This window comes from Pantoea sp. Ap-967 (genome assembly GCF_011752565.1).
Classification (GTDB): Bacteria; Pseudomonadota; Gammaproteobacteria; order Pseudomonadales; family Pseudomonadaceae; genus Aquipseudomonas.
The window spans coordinates 26,456-48,283 of sequence record NZ_VWXK01000021.1 but is presented as its reverse complement, the minus strand read 5'-3'; the positions used below and the strand labels follow the sequence as shown (position 1 = coordinate 48,283).

Sequence of the window (21,828 nt, the reverse complement as noted above, 5' to 3'; positions counted from 1 at the left end):
CATGCCGCAGACCAAACACCCCAGCCATGCCCCGCAATTGCTCAGCAGCGTGACCGTCGCGCACCTGCCGGGCCGGCCGGCGCATGCCCACAAGGGCGACTTCGGCCATGTGCTGGTGGTCGGCGGCGACCTGGGCACGGGTGGCGCCGTGCTGCTCAGCGCCGAGGCTGCGCTGCGTTGCGGCGCCGGGCTGGTCAGCGTGGCCACCCGCCCCGAGCACGTGGCCGCCAGCCTGGCGCGGTTGCCCGAGGTCATGTGCCTGGGCGTGGTGTCTGCCAACCAGCTGATGGGCCCGCTGGAGCGCGCTTCGGTGCTGGTGGTGGGCCCGGGCCTGGGCCAGGCCGCCTGGGGGCGCAGCCTGTTGTCGGCGGTGGCCAATGCCGAGCGCCCGCAAGTGTGGGATGCCGATGCATTGAACCTGTTGGCGCGCGCGCCGTTGGCCCTGCCCAGTGGTAGCATCCTCACCCCGCATCCGGGCGAGGCGGCGCGGCTGCTGGGCATTTCCACCGAAGCGGTGCAGGCCGACCGCCCGGGCGCTGCGCGCAAGCTGGCGCGCCGGCACAACAGCGTGTGCGTGCTCAAGGGCGCCGGCACCCTGGTGGCGGGCCCGAGCGGCCAACTGGCATTGTGCGAGCGCGGCCACCCGGCCATGGCCGGTGCGGGCCTGGGCGATGTGCTGACTGGCGTGTTGGCGGCGCTGCTGGCCCAGGGGCTGGGCGCCTGGGGCGCGGCGTGCCTTGGGGTATGGCTGCATGCCTGCGCCGGCGAGCGCCTGGGCGTCAAGGGTAGAGGCCTGGCGGCCAGCGATCTGGCCCCGGTCATTCGAGAATTGTTGGAGGAGCACTCAGCGTGTCTGGCTTAACCCTGTTTCTGGCCGATGAAGCGGCCACGGTCGAATTCGGCAGCAAAATGGCCGAGGTGACCGGCGGTCGTGGCGTGATTTTCCTGGAAGGCGACCTGGGGGCGGGCAAGACCACCCTGTCCCGTGGCTTGATTCGCGGCCTGGGCCATACTGGTGCAGTGAAAAGTCCGACTTTCACCGTGGTTGAACCCTACGAAATCGGTGAAATTCGCGCCTTCCATTTCGACCTGTACCGCCTGGTCGACCCGGAAGAGCTGGAGTTCATGGGTATTCGCGACTATTTCGAAGGCGATCCGCTGTGCCTGTTCGAGTGGCCGCAAAAGGGTGCGGGCGTTTTGCCAAAGCCTGACCTGACCATTACCATAAGCCCCCAAGCGAGCGGCCGCTCGCTTGTCCTTTCGCCGCAGGGGGCTCGCGGCGAGGCCTGGTGCGTGGCACTGGCCGAACACTATAAACAGTAAGTGGGGTAGGTATGCGCATACGCGCACTGGTCGCTGTCGTTGGGCTGCTGCTGACAGCGGTGACCGTTGACGCTCTGGCCGTCACGCAAGTCAAGAGCATGCGCCTGTGGCGCGCACCGGACAACACGCGGCTGGTCTTCGACCTGTCTGGCCCCGTGCAGCATAGCGTGTTCACCCTGAGCGCACCTGATCGCCTGGTCATCGACATCAACGGTGCGACCTTGGGCGCGCCGTTGAACGTGTCCACCTCGAACACGCCGATCACCAGCGTGCGCTCTGCCCAGCGCACGCCGACCGACCTGCGTGTGGTGGTCGACCTGAAAAAATCGGTCACGCCGAAAAGCTTCACCCTGGCGCCCAATGCCCAGTATGGCAACCGCCTGGTGGTCGACCTGTACGACCAGGAAGCCGATGCCGTTGCCGCCACTGCGCCGACGCCACCGCCCACCCCGGTGCCAACCCCGGCGACCACGCCCGCCGTGCCGGTGAGCCCTGCCCAGCCTGCGATCAAACTGCCGCCAGTGCCCAGTGGCAAGCGTGACATCGTGGTGGCCATCGATGCTGGCCACGGTGGTGAAGACCCGGGTGCGTCCGGCTCCAGCGGCCAGCATGAAAAAGACATCGTGCTGCAGATCGCCAAGGAACTGCAGCGCCAGATCAACACCGAGAAAGGCTACCGCGCCGAACTGACCCGCACCGGCGACTATTTCATCCCGCTGCGCAAGCGCACCGAAATCGCCCGCAAGAAGGGCGCCGACCTGTTCATTTCGATTCACGCCGACGCAGCGCCCTCGCGCGCCGCCTTTGGCGCTTCGGTGTTCGCCCTGTCCGACCGTGGCGCCACCTCCGAGACGGCGCGCTGGCTGGCCGACACGGAAAACCGTTCCGACCTGATCGGCGGTGCCGGCAATGTCAGCCTCGACGACAAGGACCGCATGCTCGCCGGCGTGCTGCTCGACCTGTCGATGACCGCTACCCTCAGCTCCAGCCTGAACGTTGGGCAGAAGGTTCTGGGCAGCATGGGCCGGGTGACCTCGCTGCACAAGCAGCGGGTCGAGCAGGCAGGCTTCATGGTGTTGAAGTCCCCGGACATTCCGTCGATTCTCGTCGAAACCGGGTTCATCTCGAACAACAGCGAAGCGGCCAAGCTGGCCTCCACCAGCCACCAGCAGGCCCTGGCCCGTTCCATTCATACCGGTGTGCGCCAGTACTTCCAGCAGAACCCGCCGCCTGGCACCTACATCGCCTGGCTGCGCGACAGCGGCAAGATCGCCCAGGGCCCGCGTGAGCACACCGTGCGCCCAGGTGAGACGCTGGCCATGCTCGCGGTGCGCTACCAGGTCAGCGTGGCCAGCCTGCGCAGCACCAACAGCCTCAAGACCGACGAGCTGAAAGTCGGCCAGCACCTCGACATTCCTGCCACCACGTTGGCCGCGCAATGAGTGGTGGTTCGCGCATCCAGCTGCTTAGCCCGCGGCTGGCCAACCAGATTGCCGCCGGTGAGGTGGTCGAGCGCCCGGCATCGGTGGCCAAGGAATTGCTGGAAAACAGCCTGGACTCGGGCGCCCGGCGCATCGACGTGGAGGTCGAGCAGGGCGGGGTGAAGCTGTTGCGGGTGCGCGACGACGGCAGCGGCATCTCGGCCGACGACCTGCCGCTGGCCCTGGCCCGGCACGCCACCAGCAAGATTCGCGAACTCGAAGACCTCGAAGGGGTGCTGAGCCTGGGCTTTCGCGGCGAGGCGCTGGCGTCGATCAGCTCGGTCGCGCGCCTGACCCTGACCTCGCGAACCGCCAGTGCCAGCGAAGCCTGGCAGGTGGAAACCGAAGGCCGCGACATGACCCCGCGCGTGCAGCCTGCCGCGCACCCGGTCGGCACCTCGGTGGAAGTGCGTGACCTGTTCTTCAATACCCCGGCCCGGCGCAAGTTCCTCAAGGCCGAGAAAACCGAATTCGATCACCTGCAGGAAGTGATCCGGCGCCTGGCATTGGCCCGTTTCGATGTCGGCTTCCACCTGCGCCACAACGGCAAGAGCATCCTCAGCCTGCACGAGGCCCATGACGAGACGGCCCGTGCGCGGCGTGTCGGCGCCATCTGCGGGGCAGGCTTCATGGAGCAGGCATTGCCGATCGATGTCGAGCGCAACGGCCTGCGCCTGTGGGGCTGGGTTGGCCTGCCGACCTTCTCGCGCAGCCAGGCAGACTTGCAGTACTTCTTCGTCAACGGCCGTGCGGTACGCGACAAGCTGGTGGCCCACGCCGTGCGCCAGGCCTACCGCGACGTGCTGTTCAACGGCCGGCACCCGACCTTCGTGCTGTTCCTGGAGCTTGAGCCCAACGGCGTCGACGTCAACGTGCACCCCACCAAGCACGAAGTGCGCTTCCGCGAAGGGCGCTCGGTGCACGACTTCCTCTATGGCACCTTGCACCGGGCCCTGGCCGACGTGCGCCCGGAAGACCAGTTGCCTGCGCCTGCTGCCGTGCCCGAGGCCATGCGGCCGACCGGCCAGCAGGTCGGTGAGTTCGGGCCGCAGGGCGAAATGCGCCTGGCCTCGCCGGTGCTGGAGCAGCCCCAGGCGCCGCAACACTCGATTTCCAACGGCGGCAGCGGTGCCGGCTACCAGTACCAGTACACCCCGCGCCCCTCGCAGCCATTGCCGGCCGCCGAGGCCCAGGCGGTGTACCGCGAGTTCTACAAGCCGCTGGCCGAGGGTGCGCCAGCGCCTGCGGCGCTGCCGGAAAGCCAGGGCGATATCCCGCCCCTGGGCTATGCGCTGGCGCAGCTCAAGGGCATCTACATCCTGGCCGAGAACGCCGCCGGGCTGGTGCTGGTGGACATGCACGCTGCCCATGAGCGCATCATGTACGAGCGGCTCAAGGTGGCCATGGCCAGCGAAGGCCTCAGCGGCCAGCCGCTGCTGGTGCCGGAAACCCTGGCCCTGAGCCAGCGCGAGGCCGATTGCGCCGAAGAGCACGCCCAGTGGTTCCAGCGCCTGGGCTTCGAACTGCAGCGCCTGGGCCCGGAAACCCTGGCCATCCGCCAGATTCCCGCCCTGCTCAAGCAGGCCGAGGCCAACCGCCTGGTCCAGGACGTGCTGGCCGACCTGATGGAATACGGCACCAGCGACCGTATCCAGGCGCACCTCAACGAACTGCTCGGCACCATGGCCTGCCACGGTGCGGTGCGCGCCAACCGGCGCCTGGCCATCCCCGAGATGAACGCCCTGCTGCGCGACATGGAAAACACCGAGCGCAGCGGCCAATGCAACCACGGCCGTCCCACCTGGACCCAGATGGGCCTGGACGACCTGGACAAACTATTCCTGCGCGGTCGATGACATGAGCGGCAAGCCCCCTGCGATATTCCTCATGGGCCCCACGGCGGCCGGCAAGACCGACCTGGCCATCGAACTGACCAAGGTGCTGCCGTGCGAGCTGATCAGTGTCGATTCGGCGCTGGTCTACCGCGGCATGGACATCGGCTCGGCCAAGCCCTCGAAAGAGCTGCTGGCGGCCCACCCGCACCGCCTGATCGACATCCGCGACCCGGCCGAAAGCTATTCAGCCGCGCAGTTTCGCGCCGACGCCCTGGAGGCCATGGCCGAGATCACGGCGCGCGGCAAGATCCCGCTGCTGGTGGGCGGCACCATGCTCTACTACAAGGCGCTGGTCGATGGCCTGGCGGACATGCCGGCGGCCGATGCCGCGGTACGCGCCGAGCTGGAAGCCGAGGCCGAGGCCTTGGGCCTGGCCGAGCTGCACCGGCAACTGGCCGAGGTTGACCCGCAATCGGCGGCGCGCATCCACCCCAACGACCCCCAGCGGCTGATCCGTGCGCTGGAGGTGTACCGGGTGAGCGGCCAGAGCATGACGGCCCATCGCCAACGGCAATTGGCCGAAAGTAGCGGCGCAGACGCAGGCGGCGGCGGGCATTTGCCCTATACTGTCGCGAGTTTGGCGATTGCCCCGGCGGATCGTCACATTCTGCACCAGCGAATTGCGTTACGATTTGCCCAGATGTTGGAACAGGGCTTCATCGACGAGGTCCGATCGCTGCGCGCCAGAAGTGACTTGCACGCCGGGCTGCCGTCTATACGGGCAGTGGGGTATCGGCAAGCCTGGGACTACCTCGATGGCAAGCTGACTGAGAATGAGATGCGTGAACGCGGTATCATTGCCACTCGGCAGTTGGCCAAGCGGCAGTTCACCTGGTTGCGTGGCTGGCCTGACGTGCATTGGCTCGACAGCCTGGCCTGCGACAATCTGTCCCGCACCTTGAAATACCTGGGAACCGTCTCCATATTGAGCTGAGTCCCTGCTGATAGCCGTCTATTCTTGCGATGGGACGGCCTAACTTATCGTTTTCTTTGATTTTCTATTATTGATCCTTACAGGAGTGCGGCATATGTCAAAAGGGCATTCGCTACAAGACCCTTACTTGAACACCTTGAGAAAAGAAAAGGTCCCGGTTTCGATCTACCTGGTCAACGGCATCAAACTGCAGGGCTCGATCGAATCGTTCGACCAGTTCGTGGTTCTGCTGAAGAACACCGTCAGCCAGATGGTCTACAAGCACGCCATTTCGACCGTGGTTCCAGCCCGTCCGGTCCGCCTGCCAAGCCCGTCCGATTCCGAGCACGGCGACAGCGAGCCAGGCAACGCCTGATAGGAGCCTGCATTGTTCTTTGAGCGCCACGGTGGTGGTGAGCGGGCGTTGCTCGTTCACTTGGAAGGTCAGAACCCTGAGGCGCGCGAAGACCCGCAGGAGTTTCAGGAACTGGCATTGTCGGCCGGTGCCGACATTGTTTCGCTGGTCACGGTGGGCAGGCATCAGCCTACCGCCAAATACCTGATTGGCAGCGGCAAGGTCGAGGAATTGCGCGACCTGGTCAAAGCCGAACAGGTAGACCTGGTGATTTTCAATCACACCCTCACGCCCAGTCAGGAACGCAACCTCGAACGTGTCTTCGAGTGTCGCGTGCTCGACCGTACCGGGCTGATCCTCGATATCTTCGCCCAACGGGCGCGTACCCATGAAGGCAAGCTGCAGGTCGAACTGGCCCAGCTTGAGCACATGAGCACGCGGCTGGTGCGCGGCTGGACCCACCTTGAGCGTCAGAAGGGTGGTATCGGCATGCGCGGCCCGGGTGAAACCCAGTTGGAAACCGACCGCCGTCTGTTGCGGGTGCGCCTGCGCCAGATCAAGTCGCGCCTGGAGAAGGTTCGCAGCCAGCGTGAGCAGGCCCGCCGTGGCCGCAAGCGCGCCGACATCCCTTCGGTGTCGCTGGTGGGTTACACCAACGCCGGCAAGTCGACGCTGTTCAACGCCCTGACCGCTTCCGAGGTGTATGCCGCGGACCAGCTGTTCGCCACCCTCGACCCAACCCTGCGCCGGCTCGAACTGGCCGACCTTGGGCCGATCGTGCTGGCCGACACCGTGGGCTTCATTCGTCACCTGCCGCACAAGCTGGTCGAGGCATTTCGGGCTACGCTCGAAGAGTCGAGCAATTCCGACCTGCTGCTGCATGTGATCGACGCCCATGAGCCGGAACGCATGGAGCAGATCGAGCAGGTGCTGGCGGTATTGAGCGAGATCGGCGCCGAAGGCTTGCCGATCCTTGAGGTGTATAACAAACTCGACCTGCTTGAGGATGTCGAGCCGCAGATTCAGCGCGATGCCGATGGCAAGCCGGAACGGGTCTGGGTGTCGGCACGCGATGGGCGTGGCCTGGAGCTGGTCGGCCAGGCGATTGCCGAGTTGCTGGGGGATGATCTGTATGTCGGTACCCTGTGTCTGGAGCAGCGTTTTGCCCGCTTGCGCGCGCAATTCTTTGCCTTGGGTGCCGTGCAGAGTGAGGAGCATGACGAAGAAGGGCGCAGCCTGCTGAGTGTTCGCCTGCCCAGGGTCGAGTTGAATCGCCTGGTCAGCCGTGAAGGCATGGAGCCGCAAGTGTTTGTCGAGCAACACACTTTGCAATAAATGCCCGGCGAGGTCGCCGGGCAGCAGTGGCAGGCATTCTGTAGCATTGGACGGCGCGCCGTGGGCGCGTCTTTGCTTTATCAGATGGAGAGCGCTATGGCTTGGAACGAGCCGGGTGGCAACTCGAACAATCAGGACCCCTGGGGCGGCCGTCGCGGTGGCGGCGGTGGTGGCGACAAGAAGGGTCCGCCAGATCTGGACGAGGCCTTCCGCAAGCTGCAGGACAGCCTGAACGGCATGTTCGGCAGCGGCAAGAAACGTGGCGGCGGTGACCGCAATGTCGGCAAGGGTGGCGGCTACGGCCTGCTGGGCATCGGCCTGGCGGTGCTTGCTGCCATCTGGCTGTACAGCGCCGTGTACGTGGTCGACGAGCAGGAGCAGGCCGTGGTGCTGCGCTTCGGCAAGTACTATGAGACGGTCGGTCCCGGCCTGAACATCTACTTCCCGCCAATCGATCGCAAGTACATGGAAAACGTCACGCGCGAGCGTGCCTACACCAAGCAGGGTCAGATGCTCACCGAAGACGAGAACATCGTCGAGGTTCCGCTGACCGTCCAGTACAAGATCAGCAACCTGCAGGACTTCGTGCTCAACGTCGACCAGCCTGAGGTCAGCCTGCAGCACGCGACCGACAGCGCCCTGCGCCATGTGGTGGGTTCCACCTCGATGGACCAGGTGTTGACCGAAGGCCGTGAGCAGATGGCCGTGGACATCCGCGAACGCCTGCAGCGCTTCCTCGACAACTACCGTACCGGTATCACCGTCACCCAGGTGAACGTGCAGAGCGCGGCAGCCCCGCGTGAAGTGCAGGAAGCCTTCGACGACGTGATCCGCGCCCGCGAAGATGAACAGCGTGCCCGCAACCAGGCCGAGTCCTACGCCAATGGCGTGGTGCCGGAAGCCCGTGGTCAGGCCCAGCGCATCATCGAGGATGCCAACGGTTACCGCGACGAAGTCATTGCCCGCGCCAAGGGTGAGGCCGACCGCTTCACCAAGCTGGTTGCCGAGTACCGCAAGGCTCCTGACGTGACCCGTCAGCGCCTGTACCTGGAAACCATGCAAGAGGTCTACAGCAACACGAGCAAGGTGCTGGTCACAGCCAAGGACGGGCAGAACAACCTGCTCTACCTGCCGCTGGACAAGATGGTCGAAGGCAGCCGCAGCGCCTCCGCGCCTGGCAGCAGCGTTTCGCCGTCGGTCAATGACGCGGCCTCGCGTGCCTCGCAGGACCTGCAACAGCAACAACAGCCACTGCGCACCAGGGAGAGCCGCTGATGAGCAATAGATCGCTGATCGCCCTGATCGCCGCCGTGGTCCTGGCCATCGTCGCCTGGAACAGCTTCTACATCGTGTCCCAGACCGAGCGCGCGGTACTGCTGCGCTTCGGTAAGGTGGTCCAGGCGGATGTCCAGCCGGGCCTGCACGTGAAGATTCCCTACGTGAACCAGGTACGCAAGTTCGACGCCCGCCTGATGACCCTCGACGCCCCGACCCAGCGGTTCCTGACCCTGGAGAAGAAAGCGGTGATGGTCGATGCCTACGCCAAGTGGCGGGTCAAGGATGCCGAGCGTTTCTACACCGCCACGTCCGGCATGAAGCAGATCGCCGACGAGCGTCTGTCGCGTCGCCTGGAAAGCGGCCTGCGTGACCAGTTCGGCAAGCGCACCCTGCACGAAGTGGTTTCCGGTGAACGTGACGCGCTGATGGCTGACATCACCGCATCGCTGAACCGCATGGCCAACAAGGAGCTGGGTATCGAGGTCGTCGACGTGCGCGTCAAGGCCATCGACCTGCCCAAGGAAGTCAACCGCAGCGTGTTCGACCGCATGAGCACCGAGCGGGAACGTGAAGCCCGCGAGCACCGCGCCAAGGGTAACGAGCTGGCTGAAGGTATCCGCGCCGATGCCGACCGTCAGCGCCGTGTGCTGTTGGCCGAGGCTTACCGCGAAGCGGAAGAAACCCGCGGTGATGGCGACGCCCAGTCGGCTGCCATCTATGCCAAGGCCTATGGCCAGGACGCTGATTTCTATGCGTTCTACCGTAGCCTGCAGGCCTACCGCGAAAGCTTCTCGAACAAGAGCGACGTGCTGGTACTGGATGCGAAGAACGAGTTCTTCCGCTTCCTGGACAAGAGCAAGCCGTGACGCTCAGGCCCTGATTTTCAGGCAGCGGCGCCCCGCCTGGCAGCTAAAACACCAGGCGGGGTGCATCCTGAATGAAAAGGGGTGTATGATGAGGCAGCCGGGAAATTTCCCGGCTTTTTTGCGTCTGCAAGGTTGATTGGCAAACCGCCAGTTGACGGTTTGGTCAGGTCGCAAGGCAATTCGAGGGTATCGGGTACGGTGGCTGCGCTGGGATCAGTGCTGCCCGCTGCTGTGCGCGATACCGGCTTTACTGACGGCTGGCCAGCTGGCAAGCCGCCCGGACCAGAGGGGAAATGGCGTAATGGCAACGGTAGACCGCTGGCTGCTGCCAGATGGCATCGAGGAAGTACTGCCACCTGAGGCTGCGCGCATCGAGATCGCGCGCCGCCAGGTGTTGGACCTGTTCCAGAGTTGGGGTTACGAGCTGGTCGTCACCCCGCATATCGAGTACCTGGAGTCGCTGCTCACCGGCGCCGGCCAGGACCTGGATCAGCGCACCTTCAAGGTGGTCGACCCGCAGTCGGGCCGCCTGATGGGCTTCCGCGCCGACTTCACCCCGCAGGTGGCGCGCATCGACGCCCACACCCTGCGCCGTGAAGGCCCGAGCCGCCTGTGCTATGCCGGCAGCGTGCTGCATGCCCAGCCGCGTGCACTGTCTACCTCGCGCAGCCCGATCCAGCTCGGCGCCGAACTGTACGGCGACGCCAGCCCCACCAGCGATGTCGAGGTCATCAGCCTGATGCTCGCCACGCTGCAGCTGGCCGATGTGCCGGATGTACACATGGACCTCGGCCATGTCGGTATCTACCGCGGCCTGGCGCGTGCCGCCGGGCTGTCCGGTGCGGTCGAGCAACAGTTGTTCGACGCCCTGCAGCGCAAGGCCGTCGATGAAGTGCAGGCGCTGACCGCCGACCTGCCGAAGGACCTGGGCAACATGCTGCGCGCCCTGGTCGAGCTGTGCGGTGGCCGTGAAGTGCTGGCCGAGGCCCGTGTGCGCCTGGGTCGTGCCCCGGCCAGCGTGCTGGCGGCACTGGACGACCTGCTGGCGATCGCTGATCGCCTGGCTGCGCGCTACCCGGAGCTGCCGCTGTACTTCGACCTCGGCGAGCTGCGCGGTTACCACTATCACACCGGCGTGGTGTTCGCCGTGTTCGTTCCGGGCGAGGGTCAATCCATCGCCCAGGGCGGCCGTTACGACGACATCGGCGCCGACTTTGGCCGGGCACGCCCGGCCACCGGTTTCTCCACGGATTTGAAGACCCTGGTCACACTGGGGCGAGCGGAGGTCGTATTGCCTGCTGGCGGCATCTGGATGCCCGACAGCGGTGACGCGGCCCTCTGGCAGCAGGTCTGCCAGTTGCGCAACGAGGGCCAGCGTGTGGTCCAGGCCCTGCCTGGCCAGCCGTTGAGTGCTGCTCTCGAGGCGGATTGTGATCGGCAATTGATTCAGCAAGACGGGCGCTGGCAGGTTCTGCCGCTGGCCCAGTGAGTTTCTGCGTCGGCAGTAGGCCGGCAACCAAGTTTGCGTGAATGAGGACCAATGTAATGGGTAAGAATGTCGTCGTCCTGGGCACCCAGTGGGGTGATGAGGGCAAAGGCAAGATCGTCGATCTGCTGACCGAACATGCTGCCGCCGTAGTGCGCTACCAGGGTGGCCACAACGCGGGCCACACCCTGGTGATCAACGGTGAAAAAACCGTTCTGCACCTGATTCCGTCCGGCATCCTGCGTGAGGGCGTACAGTGCCTGATCGGCAACGGCGTGGTCGTTGCCCCGGATGCCCTGATGCGTGAAATCACCAAGCTGGAAGAGAAGGGCGTACCGGTGCGCGAGCGCCTGCGCATCTCCCCGGCTGCGCCGCTGATCCTGTCGTACCACGTGGCCCTGGACCAGGCCCGTGAAAAAGCCCGTGGCGAAGCCAAGATCGGCACCACTGGCCGTGGTATCGGCCCCGCTTACGAAGACAAGGTTGCACGCCGCGGCCTGCGCGTTGGCGACCTGTTCCACCGCGAGCGTTTCGCTGCCAAGCTCGGTGAGCTGCTGGATTACCACAACTTCCAGCTGGTGAACTACTACAAAGAGCCGGCCATCGACTTCCAGCAAACCCTGGACGAGTGCATGGCCTATGCCGAGCAGCTCAAGCCGATGATGCTCGACGTCACCGCCGAACTGCACAACCTGCGCCGCGCCGGCAAGGACATCATGTTCGAAGGTGCCCAGGGCTCGCTGCTGGACATCGACCACGGTACCTACCCGTACGTCACCAGCTCCAACACCACCGCTGGCGGTATCTCCACCGGTTCCGGCGTTGGCCCGATGTACCTGGACTACATCCTGGGTATCACCAAGGCCTACACCACCCGCGTAGGTTCCGGCCCGTTCCCGACCGAGCTGTTCGACGAAACCGGTGCCACCCTGGCCAAGCGCGGCCATGAGTTCGGCTCCACCACCGGCCGTGCCCGCCGTTGCGGCTGGTTCGATGCCGTCATCCTGCGTCGCGCCATCGACGTCAACAGCATCTCGGGCATCTGCCTGACCAAGCTGGACGTGCTGGACGGCCTGGAAACCATCAACATCTGCGTGGGCTACAAGAACGAGAACGGCGCCGTGATCGACGCGCCTTCCGATGCCGACAGCTACATCGGCCTGGAGCCGGTGTACGAAGAGATGCCAGGCTGGAGCGAGTCGACCCTGGGCGCGAAAACCCTGGAAGAGCTGCCGCAAGCTGCGCGTGACTACATCAAGCGCATCGAAGTGCTGGTCGGCGCGCCGATCGACATCATCTCCACCGGCCCGGACCGCAACGAAACCATCGTGCTGCGTCACCCGTTCGCCTGATCTGCCCTCCAGGCTGATCTGACGCCGTGGCCCTGAAAGGGGCTGCGGCGTTTTCATTTGCCGCCGGCCCTCTCGGTTGTAGGAGCGGGCTTGCCCCGCGAAAGGGCCGGCCCAGGCAACCCAATTGCTGAACCTTGGCACATCTCCCCGCTGCCCCCGGCACAACCCTTGCTGTAATAAGCTTCTGTAGATGCCATCAAAATAGTGGCGCCAGAAAAAACGAGGGTTACACCGTGTCTGCCATCCTCTCACTGTTACGAAGCCGCCTCTTGCGGCCTGTGTTTGTTGCCCTGGGTATCGCCCTTTTGGTGCAGGTGCTGGTTGCCGTTGCGTTGACCCGCAGCACGGTCACGGCCCTGGAGGCCGAACTTGGCGAGCGCCTGGGCAATGACAGCCGCCAGCTCGCCAGCGAGCTGGATCAGGCCGGGCAAGACGTGTGCGGGGGCCTTGAAAGCCTTTCCAGCAGCACCCGCCAGCGCCTGAGCGCCGGCCTTTCCAGCCGCCTGCAGGACGAACAGCGGCAACTGCGTGCAACCCTGGAGCAAAACCTCAAGGAGTCGGCCAACGACATGGCCGAACTGCTGGCCTCGGTGGCGCCGCGAGCCATCTGGGATAACGACGTACCCACCCTGTCCGACTTCGCCCGCCGCGCCCAGCGCAATCCCAACGTCCTGTTCGTGATCTACGACGACGCCCAGGGCCAGCACCTGACCCGATACCTGAACCGGCAGAACCCGATCAACCAGGCGCTGATCGACAAAGGCCAGGGTGAGCGAGCGCTGGACAAGGTGCTGGAGGCGGCGCGTCGCGACCCCTCGGTGTATTTCGTCGAGGCCTCGATCAGCCCCAATGGTGCCGAGATCGGCAAGGTCCTGATGGGGGTGTCCACTGCCGCCGTTGAGCAACAGCTGCAGGCGCTGGACCAGCGCTTCAATGCCTTGATCGCCAACGGCGAGCAACTGGTGGGCGACAGCCTGGGTGCGGCCTCCGCCGACAGCGGCAAGGCCCTGCGCGAGCGCCTGGGTGCGGCCCAGGCCAGTGCTTCAGCCATGCAGGCCAACACCGCCCAGACCGTGCGCGACGCCGCCGCCGAGCTGCGCTGGCGCATTGGCCTGGGCCTGGTGGTGGTCGGCCTTGGTGTGCTGTTGGTGGTGGCCGTGGTGCTGGGCCGCCGGGTGCTGAGCAAGTTGCGCCTGCTGATTGCGGCGCTCGACGACCTGGCCGCAGGCGAAGGCGACCTGACCAAGCGGGTGCGGTTGGACAGCCGCGACGAAATCGGCGACATGGCCTCGGCGGTCAACCGCTTCGTCGACAAGCTGCAGCCCATCGTTCGCGAGGCCGGCGAGGTGGCCCAGCGCACCGGCGTCGAGATCGGTGCCATGGCCCAGCGCAACGCCGGCGCCGATGCCGCCGCCGCGCTGCAGCGCGATGAGGTGGCGGCCAGCCTGCGCGACCTTTCGAGCATGGCCGATGAAGCCCAGGCCGAGAGCCATGCGATGCAGGCAGCCTTGCAGCAAGTGGTGGATATTCGCCAGGCCACCGACGAGAACAGCCGCTCCTCGACGCAGCTGGCCAGCCTGATCGAGAACCTTGCCGGCCAAGTGGAAGCCGGCTCCCAGGTCATCGAACGGCTGGCCAAGCAGAGCGAGCAGATCGAAGTGGTGCTGACGGTGATCCACGGTATTGCCGAGCAGACCAACCTGCTGGCGCTCAATGCCGCCATCGAAGCCGCGAGGGCAGGCGAGACGGGGCGTGGCTTTGCCGTGGTGGCCGACGAGGTGCGGGCGCTGGCGAGCAAGACGCAGAGCTCTACCGGGGATATCCAGGCGCACATTGCAGCGCTGCAGAAGGGCGCCAAGGAAGCGGTGGCGACCATTGGCCAGGCCGGGGTGAAGGCCAGCGAAGGGTTGCTGGTGCTGCGTGAAAACGAGCGCCGCCAGCAGTCGGTGCAGGCGGCGGTGGAGCAGGTGCACGCAGCGATCGGCCTGGCCACCCGTGCCGCCGAGCAGCAGGCCCATGGTGCGCAGGCCGTGCGTGGGCGGGTGGAAACCATCCATGCCCAGGCCGAGCGCTCGGCGGAGGTGGTGATGCAGACCACGGCCAGCAGCAAGGTGCTGGATGACCTGGCTGCTCAGTTGCGCGCCAGCCTGGGGCAGTTCAGGGCTTAGGTGCGGTGGGTGGCACCGGCTTTGCCGGTGTTCGCGGGGCGAGCCCGCTCCTACAGGGGTTTGCTATGCTGGCGGCGATACATGACCAAGGGAGTTGTTCATGACCGCACGATGGGTCGCCGCCAAGGCCGATCTGGATTTCCTTCACTGTGACGGCGTCACCTTGCCGGCCTCGATGACCGCCCTGCAGGCCTATTGCGCGATGACCTCACAGGTTCCAGGCTGGTTGGCCAAGGCCTTTCGCCTGCGCGATATCATTTCGCGGCGTTTCAATGTGGCCGAGATCGGCGGCTTTTCTCCCCGCACGCCTGAGCAGGTGCCGAGCGTGGGCGAGCGGCTGGACTTCTTCACCGTCGAGTTCATCAGCGACCAGCAATTGGTCCTGACCTCGCGCGATACGCACCTGGCGGTGATGGTTTGCATGGATGTGCTGGCGCGGCAGCTGAGCGTGACCACCTCGGTGCGTTGCTTCAACACCTTCGGCCGCGCCTACATGGTGCCCGTGGGGCTGGCGCATGGGCCTATCGTCAAGCGCATGTTGCGTAATATCGAGCGGGTGTGAGGCAGAGCGCCGCGTGTGCGGCGCATCGCGAGCTTTGCTCGCTCCTACGGGAGATTTGCACCGCCCTGGTAGGAGCGAGCGCAGCTCGCGAAGCGCCGCACACGCGGCGCCCGGCCTCAAGCCTTGTTCAAATACATCCGTGTCGTCAGCAGGTACACCGGCAGCCCCGACACCACGATCAGCAGTGCCGCATAAGGCGCCGCCGCCGCGAACTCGACGTTGGCGGTATGTGCCCACACCTCGGTGGCCAGGGTGGTCATGCCCGTCGGGCTGAGCAACAGAGTCGCGGTGAGCTCCTTCATGGCGTCGAGGAACACCAGGGCGAAGGCCGCCGCCAGGGCCGGGAAGATGATCGGCAGGGTGACTCGGCAGAACGCTGCAAAGCTGCTGGCACCCAAGGTGCGCGCGGCCTCTTCGAGGGTTGGCGAGGCCTTGTTCAGTGCCGTGCGCACCGGCGCCTGGGCCAGCGGCAGGAACAGCAGCGCATAGGCCAGCAGCAACAGCGCCGTGGTCTGGTACAGCGCCGGCACATAGTGCAGCGAGAACACCACCAGGGTCAGGGCGATCACCAGGCCGGGCAGGGCATGCAGCAGGTACGGCAGGCGCTCGGCCCAGATCGCCAGGCGGCCCTTGTAGCGCACCACCAGGAAGCTGACCGGCAGCGCCAGCAGCACGCAGAAGCCCGCGCCGCCCAGCGACACCGACAGCGAGGTCAGCAGCGCCTTGCCGATGGCCGCCACCGGGAAGGCCGCCGATGAGCCCACGCTCAGCCAGTAGCCCAGCATGGCCAGGGGAATACCGCTACCCAGTATCGCCAGGCCCAGGCAGAACAGCTGCGCCAATGGCATCCAGCCGCGCAGGCGTACCGGCTGGCCACGGCGTGCAACGCCCTGGCCGATCCGCACATGGCGGGCCTTGCCGCGTACCCGCAGCTCCAGCCACAACATCAGCAGGCACAGTGCCAACAGCACCGCCGACAGCATCGCGGCGTTGGCGTTGCTGAACTCCAGCTCGAACTGCTGGTAGATCGCCGTGGTGAAGGTTTGCAGGCCGAGAATCGACAGGGCGCCGAACTCGACCAGCATGTGCAGGGCGATCAGCAGTGCGCCGCCCAGCATCGACGGCCACAGCAGCGGCAGGGTGATCTTGCGGAACACGCCCCAGCGGCTGTAGCCCAGGGTGCGCGCCGACTCTTCCAGCGAGGTGTCGAGGTTACGCAGGGTGGCCGCCACGGGCAGGAACACCAGCGGGTACTTGGACAGCGCCATCACCATGATCGCGCCGCCCAGGCCCTCGAAGTCCGAGCTCAGCGACACCCAGGTAAAGCTGCTGACGAACGACGGCACGGCGAACGGCAGGCACAGCACCACGCCCCACAGCCGGCGGCCTGGCAGGTTGCTGCGTTCCAGCAGCCAGGCCAGGGCCAGGCCCACCACCATGCATGCCAGGGTTACCCCGGCCATCAGCATCAAGGTGTTGCGCAGCAACCCCCAGACGAATGGCCGCCACAGCAGGTACAGGGCTTCGCGCCAGCCGGCTTCCCAGGCTTTCATGGCCACGTACAACAGCGGCAGCAAGCTCATGGCTACCAGGAACAGCACAGGCAGCAGCACCCAGATCGAGGGGCGCTTGCGGCGCGGCACGAAGCGTACCGGCACCGGCTCGGACAGGGCGGCGGTCATCAGAGCAAGCCGACCTCGCGTTCAAGCTCCAGGGCTTCCTCGGCGTTACCGAGGTCAGCCGGCGAGATCTTCGGCGGGCGCAGGTCTTCGAACGGCTTCAGGCCGCGGTCGGACACCATGCCTTTGTGCAGCGGGTACTCGGCGGTGGTCTGGGTGATTACGCGCTGGCCTTCTTCGCTGGCCATCCAGTTGAGCAGGGCCTGGGCTTCCTTCGGATGCTTGCTGGCCTTGACCGCAGCAGCGCCGGAAATAGTCACCAGGTTGCCGGCGTCGCCGTCGGCCAGGTAGTACAGCTTGGAATCGAGCTTGCCGCGCTCGCGCTCCAGGGCGTACCAGTAGTAGTTGTTGACCAGCACCGCGGCGACTTCGCCTTTTTCCACGGCCTTCAGGGCAACCATGTTGTTGGTGTAGGTCTTGCCAAAGGCCTTCAGGCCGGTCAGCCATTCCTCGGTGGCTTCACGCCCGTGCATCTTCAGGATGGCCACGGCCTGTTCCTGGAAGGCGCCGCTGGTCGGCACGTAGCCAACGCGGCCGTCCCACTCGGGGCCGGCGAAGTCCATGACGGTGGTGGGCAGGTCTTTCTCGTCGATCTTCTTGGGGTTGAACACCACCACGCGGGTGCGTGCGGTCACGCCCATCCAGGTGCCATTGGCGCCGACGTATTCCTTGGGCAGCATGTTCAGGGTGGCGTCGTCGATCTTGGCCAGCAGGCCCAGCTCACCCAGGTTGTTCAGCGGTGGCGACTCTTCGGTGTAGATGATGTCGGCCGGCGAGCGGGCGCCTTCCTCGATGATCTGGCTGGCCAGCTGGTTGCTGCTGCCCTTGCGGATATTGATGTGGATACCGGTCTTGGCCTCGTAGGCCTTGGCGATGGCTTCGCCGATTTCCTTGTGCTGGCCGTTGTACATGGTCAGCGTGACCGGTTCGTCTGCCAGGGCGGCCGGAGCGCCGATCACCAGGCTCAGAACTGCGGCAGCCAGGGTGCGCATCAGCGGTTGCGGGCGGATCGTCATGCGGGTACTTCCTCGCTTACGGCTACATATTCGGAAACAATGGTAAACGAAATCGTTTCTCAAGTGGCCGGGTGACGAGAAATTCATGGGCAGATCGCCTGTAGGAGCGAGCGCAGCTCGCGAAGCGCCGCGCGAGCTGCGCTCGATCCCACAGGCGCCGAAGCGGTCACGCCAAGCGAGGAGGGGATACAAAAATCGCAGGCAAGAAAAAACCCACTAGCAAGCTAGTGGGTTTTTGTATGGTGCCCAGGAGAAGACTCGAACTTCCACGACCGTTAAGTCACTGATACCTGAAACCAGCGCGTCTACCAATTCCGCCACCTGGGCAAAGCTTTGCATCATCTGGAGAAAGCGACAAACGTTCACTTTCACACAGTAGTAACAGATCCTTGGTCATCTGTTACTTGAAATATTTGGTGCCCAGGAGAAGACTCGAACTTCCACGGCCGTTAAGCCACTGATACCTGAAACCAGCGCGTCTACCAATTCCGCCACCTGGGCACACATTCGAGATAAAAGATGCTTTACAGCGCCGCTCATCTCTACTACAACTTCGGGCTTGTCCGTCGTTGTGGTGCGCACTATACGGGCGGTCCGGGGGGCTGTAAACCCCCCAAGCAAAAAAAATTTCAAAAAATTCAACTTGTTGATTCCGCTGGCCTATTCCCCTTCTCTATAGAGCACGGCGGGGGCTGTCCAAGGCTGACATTTCCGGTTTCAATACGCACATGCCAGAATTCCTATCTATATACCCCAAGGTGAACCCCTTCTGATGGCCGATTGGCAATCCCTCGATCCCGAGGCCGCTCGCGAAGCGGAAAAATACGACAACCCTATTCCCAGCCGTGAGCTGATCCTGCAGCGCCTTGCCGACCGTGGCGAACCGGCCGCGCGCGAGGAGCTGGCGGCCGAGTTCGGTCTTCACGAGGAAGACCAGATCGAAGCCCTGCGCCGTCGCCTGCGCGCCATGGAACGTGACGGCCAGCTTATCTATACCCGGCGTGGCACCTATGCCCCGGTAGACAAGCTGGACCTGATCTGTGGTCGTGTCTCCGGCCACCGCGACGGTTTCGGCTTCCTGATCCCGGATGACGGCAGCGACGACCTGTTCCTCAGCCCATCGCAGATGCGCCTGGTGTTCGACGGCGACCGCGGCCTGGCCCGGGTGTCCGGCGTCGACCGCCGTGGCCGCCGCGAAGGCGTGCTGGTGGAAGTCATCTCCCGCGCCCACGAAAGCGTGGTTGGCCGCTACTTCGAAGAAGGCGGCATCGGCTATGTGACCCCGGACAACCCGAAGATCCAGCAGGAAGTGCTGGTGACTGCCGGGCGCAACGGCGGCGCCAAGATCGGCCAGTTCGTCGAGATCAAGATCACCCACTGGCCCACCCCGCGCTTCCAGCCCCAGGGTGATGTGGTCGAGGTGATCGGCAACTACATGGCCCCAGGCATGGAAATCGACGTTGCCCTGCGCAGCTACGACATCCCCCACGTCTGGCCCAAGGATGTAATCAAGGAAGCGCGCAAGTTCCGCTCCGAAGTCGAAGAGAAGGACAAGGAAAAGCGCGTCGACCTGCGCCACCTGCCGTTCGTCACCATCGACGGCGAGGACGCCCGCGACTTCGACGACGCCGTCTACTGCGAACCCCTGGGCAAGCTGCGCCTGTTCTCCGGCGGCTGGCGCCTTTATGTGGCCATCGCCGACGTGTCCAGCTATGTGCGCCTGGGTTCGGCCCTGGACGTCGAGGCCCAGCAGCGTGGTAACTCGGTGTACTTCCCCGAGCGCGTGGTGCCGATGCTGCCCGAGGAGCTGTCCAACGGCCTGTGCTCGCTGAACCCGCATGTCGATCGCCTGGCCATGGTTTGCGAAATGACCATGAACAAGGCCGGCCAGATGGTCGACTACCAGTTCTACGAAGGCGTGATCCACTCCCACGCCCGCCTGACCTACAACAAGGTCAGCAGCATGCTCGAACATGCCCGTACCCGCGAGGGCAAGGCCCTGCGCGAGGAGTACAAGGAGGTCGTGCCGGACCTGAAGAACCTGTACAACCTGTACAAGGTGCTGGTCGATGCCCGCCACACCCGCGGCGCCATCGACTTCGAAACCCAGGAAACCCGGATCATCTTCGGCGACCAGCGCAAGATCGCGGAAATCCGCCCGACCGTGCGCAACGACGCCCACAAGCTGATCGAGGAATGCATGCTGGCGGCCAACGTCGCCACCGCCGAGTTCCTGCAAAAACACGGCGTGCCCGCCCTGTACCGTGTGCATGACGGCCCGCCGCCAGAGCGCCTGGAAAAACTGCGCGCCTTCCTCGGTGAGCTGGGGCTGACCCTGCACAAGGGCAAGGACCCCTCGCCCAAGGACTACCAGGCCCTGCTGGCGAGCATCGCCGGGCGCCCGGATTTCCACCTGATCCAGACGGTGATGCTGCGCTCGCTGAGCCAGGCGGTGTACAGCACCGACAACAACGGCCACTTCGGCCTGAACTACGAGGCGTACACCCACTTCACCTCGCCGATCCGTCGTTACCCGGACTTGCTGGTACACCGCGCGATCCGCAGCATCATCCGCTCCAAGGTCGATACCCCGCACGTCAAGCGTGCCGGCGCCATGAGCATCCCCAAGGCGCGTATCTACCCCTATGACGTGAACACCCTCGACCAGTTGGGCGAGCAGTGCTCGATGACCGAGCGCCGTGCCGACGAGGCCACCCGTGACGTGGTCAACTGGCTCAAGTGCGAGTTCATGAAGGACCGCGTGGGCGAAACCTTCCCGGGCGTAATCACTGCGGTAACCGGTTTTGGCCTGTTCGTCGAGCTGACCGACATCTACGTCGAAGGCCTGGTGCACGTCAGTGCGCTGCCGGGCGACTACTACCACTTCGACCCTGTGCACCACCGCCTGTCCGGCGAACGTACCGGGCGCAGCTTCCGCCTGGGCGACACCATCGAAGTGAAGGTGATGCGCGTCGACCTCGACGAGCGCAAGATCGACTTCGAAGTGTCCGCACAACAGCTCAGCGCACCGGTTGGGCGCAAGGGCCGTGGCGCCGGCGCTGCACCTGTTGCCGAGGCGCCCGAGCAGCAAGCACCGGCCAAGGCCACGCCGAAACCGCGCAGCCGCAAGAGCGAAGCCTCCGAGGCGTACTTCCCCAAAGACGCCGTGCAGCGCAACGCCGAAGTGCGCAAGAGCCGCGAAATGAAGAAGGCGCTGATGAGCGAGGCGCGCACCAGCGGCCACGCCAGCAGCAAGTCGGACAAGGGCGCCAAGTCGTCCGGCAAGCCGACCAAGCACCGTAAAGGCCCGCCGAAGTCCGGCGCGCCACGCAAGAGCAAGAGCAAGTCATGAGTCAGCTGGAAAAAATCTACGGCGTGCATGCCGTGCAGGCACTGCTGCAGCACCATCCCAAGCGGGTCAAGCAGATCTGGCTGTCGGAAGGGCGCAGCGAGCCGCGCCTGCAGGCGCTGCTGGCACTGGCTGCGGAAAACCGCGTGGCGGTGGGCCAGGCCGAGCGCCGTGAGATGGACACCTGGGTCGAGGGTGTGCACCAGGGCGTGGTTGCCGAGGTGAGCCCAAGCCAGGTGTGGGGTGAGTTGATGCTCGAGGAATTGCTTGAGCGCAGCGAAACGCCGCCGCTGATCCTGGTGCTGGACGGTGTCACCGACCCGCACAACCTCGGGGCCTGCCTGCGTACTGCCGATGCGGCGGGTGCCACGGCGGTGATCGTGCCCAAGGACAAGTCGGCAACGTTGACCCCGGTGGTGCGCAAGGTGGCCTGCGGCGCGGCGGAGGTGATTCCGCTGGTGGCCGTGACCAACCTGGCGCGCACGCTGGAAAAACTCCAGCAGCGCGGCCTGTGGGTGGTCGGCACCGCCGGCGAAGCCGAGCAGGAAATCTACCAGCAGGACCTGACCGGCCCGCTGGTGATGATCATGGGCGCCGAAGGCAAGGGCATGCGCCGCTTGACCCGCGAGCATTGCGACTTTCTGGTGAAGTTGCCGATGAGCGGCAGCGTCAGCAGCCTGAACGTTTCCGTTGCAACGGGCGTGTGCCTGTTCGAGGCGGTGCGCCAGCGGCAGGCCAAGCGCTGATTGCGTGAGCCTGGGGCGGCCCTT

At 65.0% G+C, this 21,828-nt stretch carries 17 protein-coding genes and 2 tRNA genes; 15 read left to right on the top strand and 4 right to left on the bottom strand.

Going from position 1 to position 21,828, the window contains the following annotated elements; genetic code table 11:
- Window position 1 precedes the first annotated feature (1 nt).
- The 13 genes from F3J45_RS20550 (at window position 2) to F3J45_RS20490 (ending at window position 15,014) form a co-directional block, all read left to right on the top strand.
- Entirely contained in the window at window positions 2-862 is an 861-nt protein-coding gene (locus F3J45_RS20550; RefSeq protein WP_167067018.1) for an NAD(P)H-hydrate dehydratase, read from the top strand.
- On the top strand, window positions 850-1,323 hold the full coding sequence (gene tsaE / locus F3J45_RS20545) for a tRNA (adenosine(37)-N6)-threonylcarbamoyltransferase complex ATPase subunit type 1 TsaE (RefSeq protein WP_167067015.1): 474 nt from the start codon (window positions 850-852) through the stop codon (window positions 1,321-1,323). Before F3J45_RS20550 ends, tsaE begins: the two co-directional genes overlap by 13 nt.
- Before the next feature lie 11 nt (window positions 1,324-1,334).
- Window positions 1,335-2,765 carry an N-acetylmuramoyl-L-alanine amidase gene (locus F3J45_RS20540; RefSeq protein WP_167067012.1) on the top strand — a complete coding sequence of 477 codons (1,431 nt, stop codon included), beginning with the start codon at window positions 1,335-1,337 and terminating at the stop codon, window positions 2,763-2,765.
- Entirely contained in the window at window positions 2,762-4,660 is a 1,899-nt protein-coding gene (gene mutL / locus F3J45_RS20535; RefSeq protein ID WP_167067009.1) for a DNA mismatch repair endonuclease MutL, read from the top strand. The genes F3J45_RS20540 and mutL overlap by 4 nt, the downstream gene beginning before the upstream one ends.
- A 1-nt stretch (window position 4,661) precedes the next feature.
- Window positions 4,662-5,633 carry a tRNA (adenosine(37)-N6)-dimethylallyltransferase MiaA gene (gene miaA / locus F3J45_RS20530; protein WP_167067006.1) on the top strand — a complete coding sequence of 324 codons (972 nt, stop codon included), beginning with the start codon at window positions 4,662-4,664 and terminating at the stop codon, window positions 5,631-5,633.
- Window positions 5,634-5,727: 94 nt separating this feature from the next.
- Window positions 5,728-5,988: an RNA chaperone Hfq gene (gene hfq / locus F3J45_RS20525; protein ID WP_003258160.1), complete on the top strand. Its 261-nt coding sequence runs from the start codon at window positions 5,728-5,730 to the stop codon at window positions 5,986-5,988.
- A gap of 12 nt (window positions 5,989-6,000) precedes the next feature.
- On the top strand, window positions 6,001-7,302 hold the full coding sequence (gene hflX, locus F3J45_RS20520; protein ID WP_167067003.1) for a ribosome rescue GTPase HflX: 1,302 nt from the start codon (window positions 6,001-6,003) through the stop codon (window positions 7,300-7,302).
- 96 nt (window positions 7,303-7,398) lie between these two features.
- Entirely contained in the window at window positions 7,399-8,577 is a 1,179-nt protein-coding gene (gene hflK / locus F3J45_RS20515; protein WP_167067000.1) for an FtsH protease activity modulator HflK, read from the top strand.
- Window positions 8,577-9,446, top strand: coding sequence for a protease modulator HflC (gene hflC / locus F3J45_RS20510; protein WP_167066997.1), 870 nt, complete (start codon window positions 8,577-8,579; stop codon window positions 9,444-9,446). Before hflK ends, hflC begins: the two co-directional genes overlap by 1 nt.
- A gap of 301 nt (window positions 9,447-9,747) precedes the next feature.
- Complete coding sequence (locus F3J45_RS20505; protein ID WP_167066993.1) at window positions 9,748-10,935, top strand: ATP phosphoribosyltransferase regulatory subunit; 1,188 nt, start codon at window positions 9,748-9,750, stop codon at window positions 10,933-10,935.
- A gap of 56 nt (window positions 10,936-10,991) precedes the next feature.
- The gene (locus F3J45_RS20500; protein ID WP_138219144.1) at window positions 10,992-12,284 is read left to right on the top strand and encodes an adenylosuccinate synthase; all 1,293 of its coding nucleotides are present in this window, start codon (window positions 10,992-10,994) and stop codon (window positions 12,282-12,284) included.
- 278 nt (window positions 12,285-12,562) lie between these two features.
- Entirely contained in the window at window positions 12,563-14,452 is a 1,890-nt protein-coding gene (locus F3J45_RS20495; RefSeq protein WP_370526439.1) for a methyl-accepting chemotaxis protein, read from the top strand.
- Between the two features lie 100 nt (window positions 14,453-14,552).
- Window positions 14,553-15,014 (top strand): DUF2867 domain-containing protein, encoded by a 462-nt coding sequence (locus tag F3J45_RS20490; protein WP_167066987.1) that lies wholly within the window; start codon window positions 14,553-14,555, stop codon window positions 15,012-15,014.
- A 116-nt stretch (window positions 15,015-15,130) separates the two neighbouring features.
- Here F3J45_RS20490 and F3J45_RS20485 read toward each other — a convergent pair whose 3' ends face one another.
- The 4 genes from F3J45_RS20485 to F3J45_RS20470 all read right to left on the bottom strand — a co-directional run bounded on the left by F3J45_RS20485 (window position 15,131) and on the right by F3J45_RS20470 (window position 18,210).
- A complete protein-coding gene (locus F3J45_RS20485; protein ID WP_167066984.1) occupies window positions 15,131-16,696 on the bottom strand; it encodes an iron ABC transporter permease in 1,566 nt (521 codons plus the stop codon).
- On the bottom strand, window positions 16,696-17,709 hold the full coding sequence (locus tag F3J45_RS20480; RefSeq protein WP_167066981.1) for an extracellular solute-binding protein: 1,014 nt from the start codon (window positions 17,707-17,709) through the stop codon (window positions 16,696-16,698). Before F3J45_RS20480 ends, F3J45_RS20485 begins: the two co-directional genes overlap by 1 nt.
- A 240-nt stretch (window positions 17,710-17,949) precedes the next feature.
- Window positions 17,950-18,036 (bottom strand) — tRNA-Leu (locus tag F3J45_RS20475).
- 87 nt (window positions 18,037-18,123) lie between these two features.
- Window positions 18,124-18,210, bottom strand: a tRNA-Leu gene (locus F3J45_RS20470).
- Window positions 18,211-18,481: 271 nt separating this feature from the next.
- Between F3J45_RS20470 and rnr the strand changes: the two genes are divergently transcribed.
- Both rnr and rlmB read left to right on the top strand, forming a co-directional pair.
- Window positions 18,482-21,061, top strand: coding sequence for a ribonuclease R (rnr, locus tag F3J45_RS20465; protein ID WP_167066978.1), 2,580 nt, complete (start codon window positions 18,482-18,484; stop codon window positions 21,059-21,061).
- Window positions 21,058-21,804, top strand: a complete 747-nt coding sequence (gene rlmB, locus F3J45_RS20460) for a 23S rRNA (guanosine(2251)-2'-O)-methyltransferase RlmB (protein WP_167066975.1) — start codon at window positions 21,058-21,060, stop codon at window positions 21,802-21,804. Before rnr ends, rlmB begins: the two co-directional genes overlap by 4 nt.
- Window positions 21,805-21,828 lie beyond the last annotated feature (24 nt).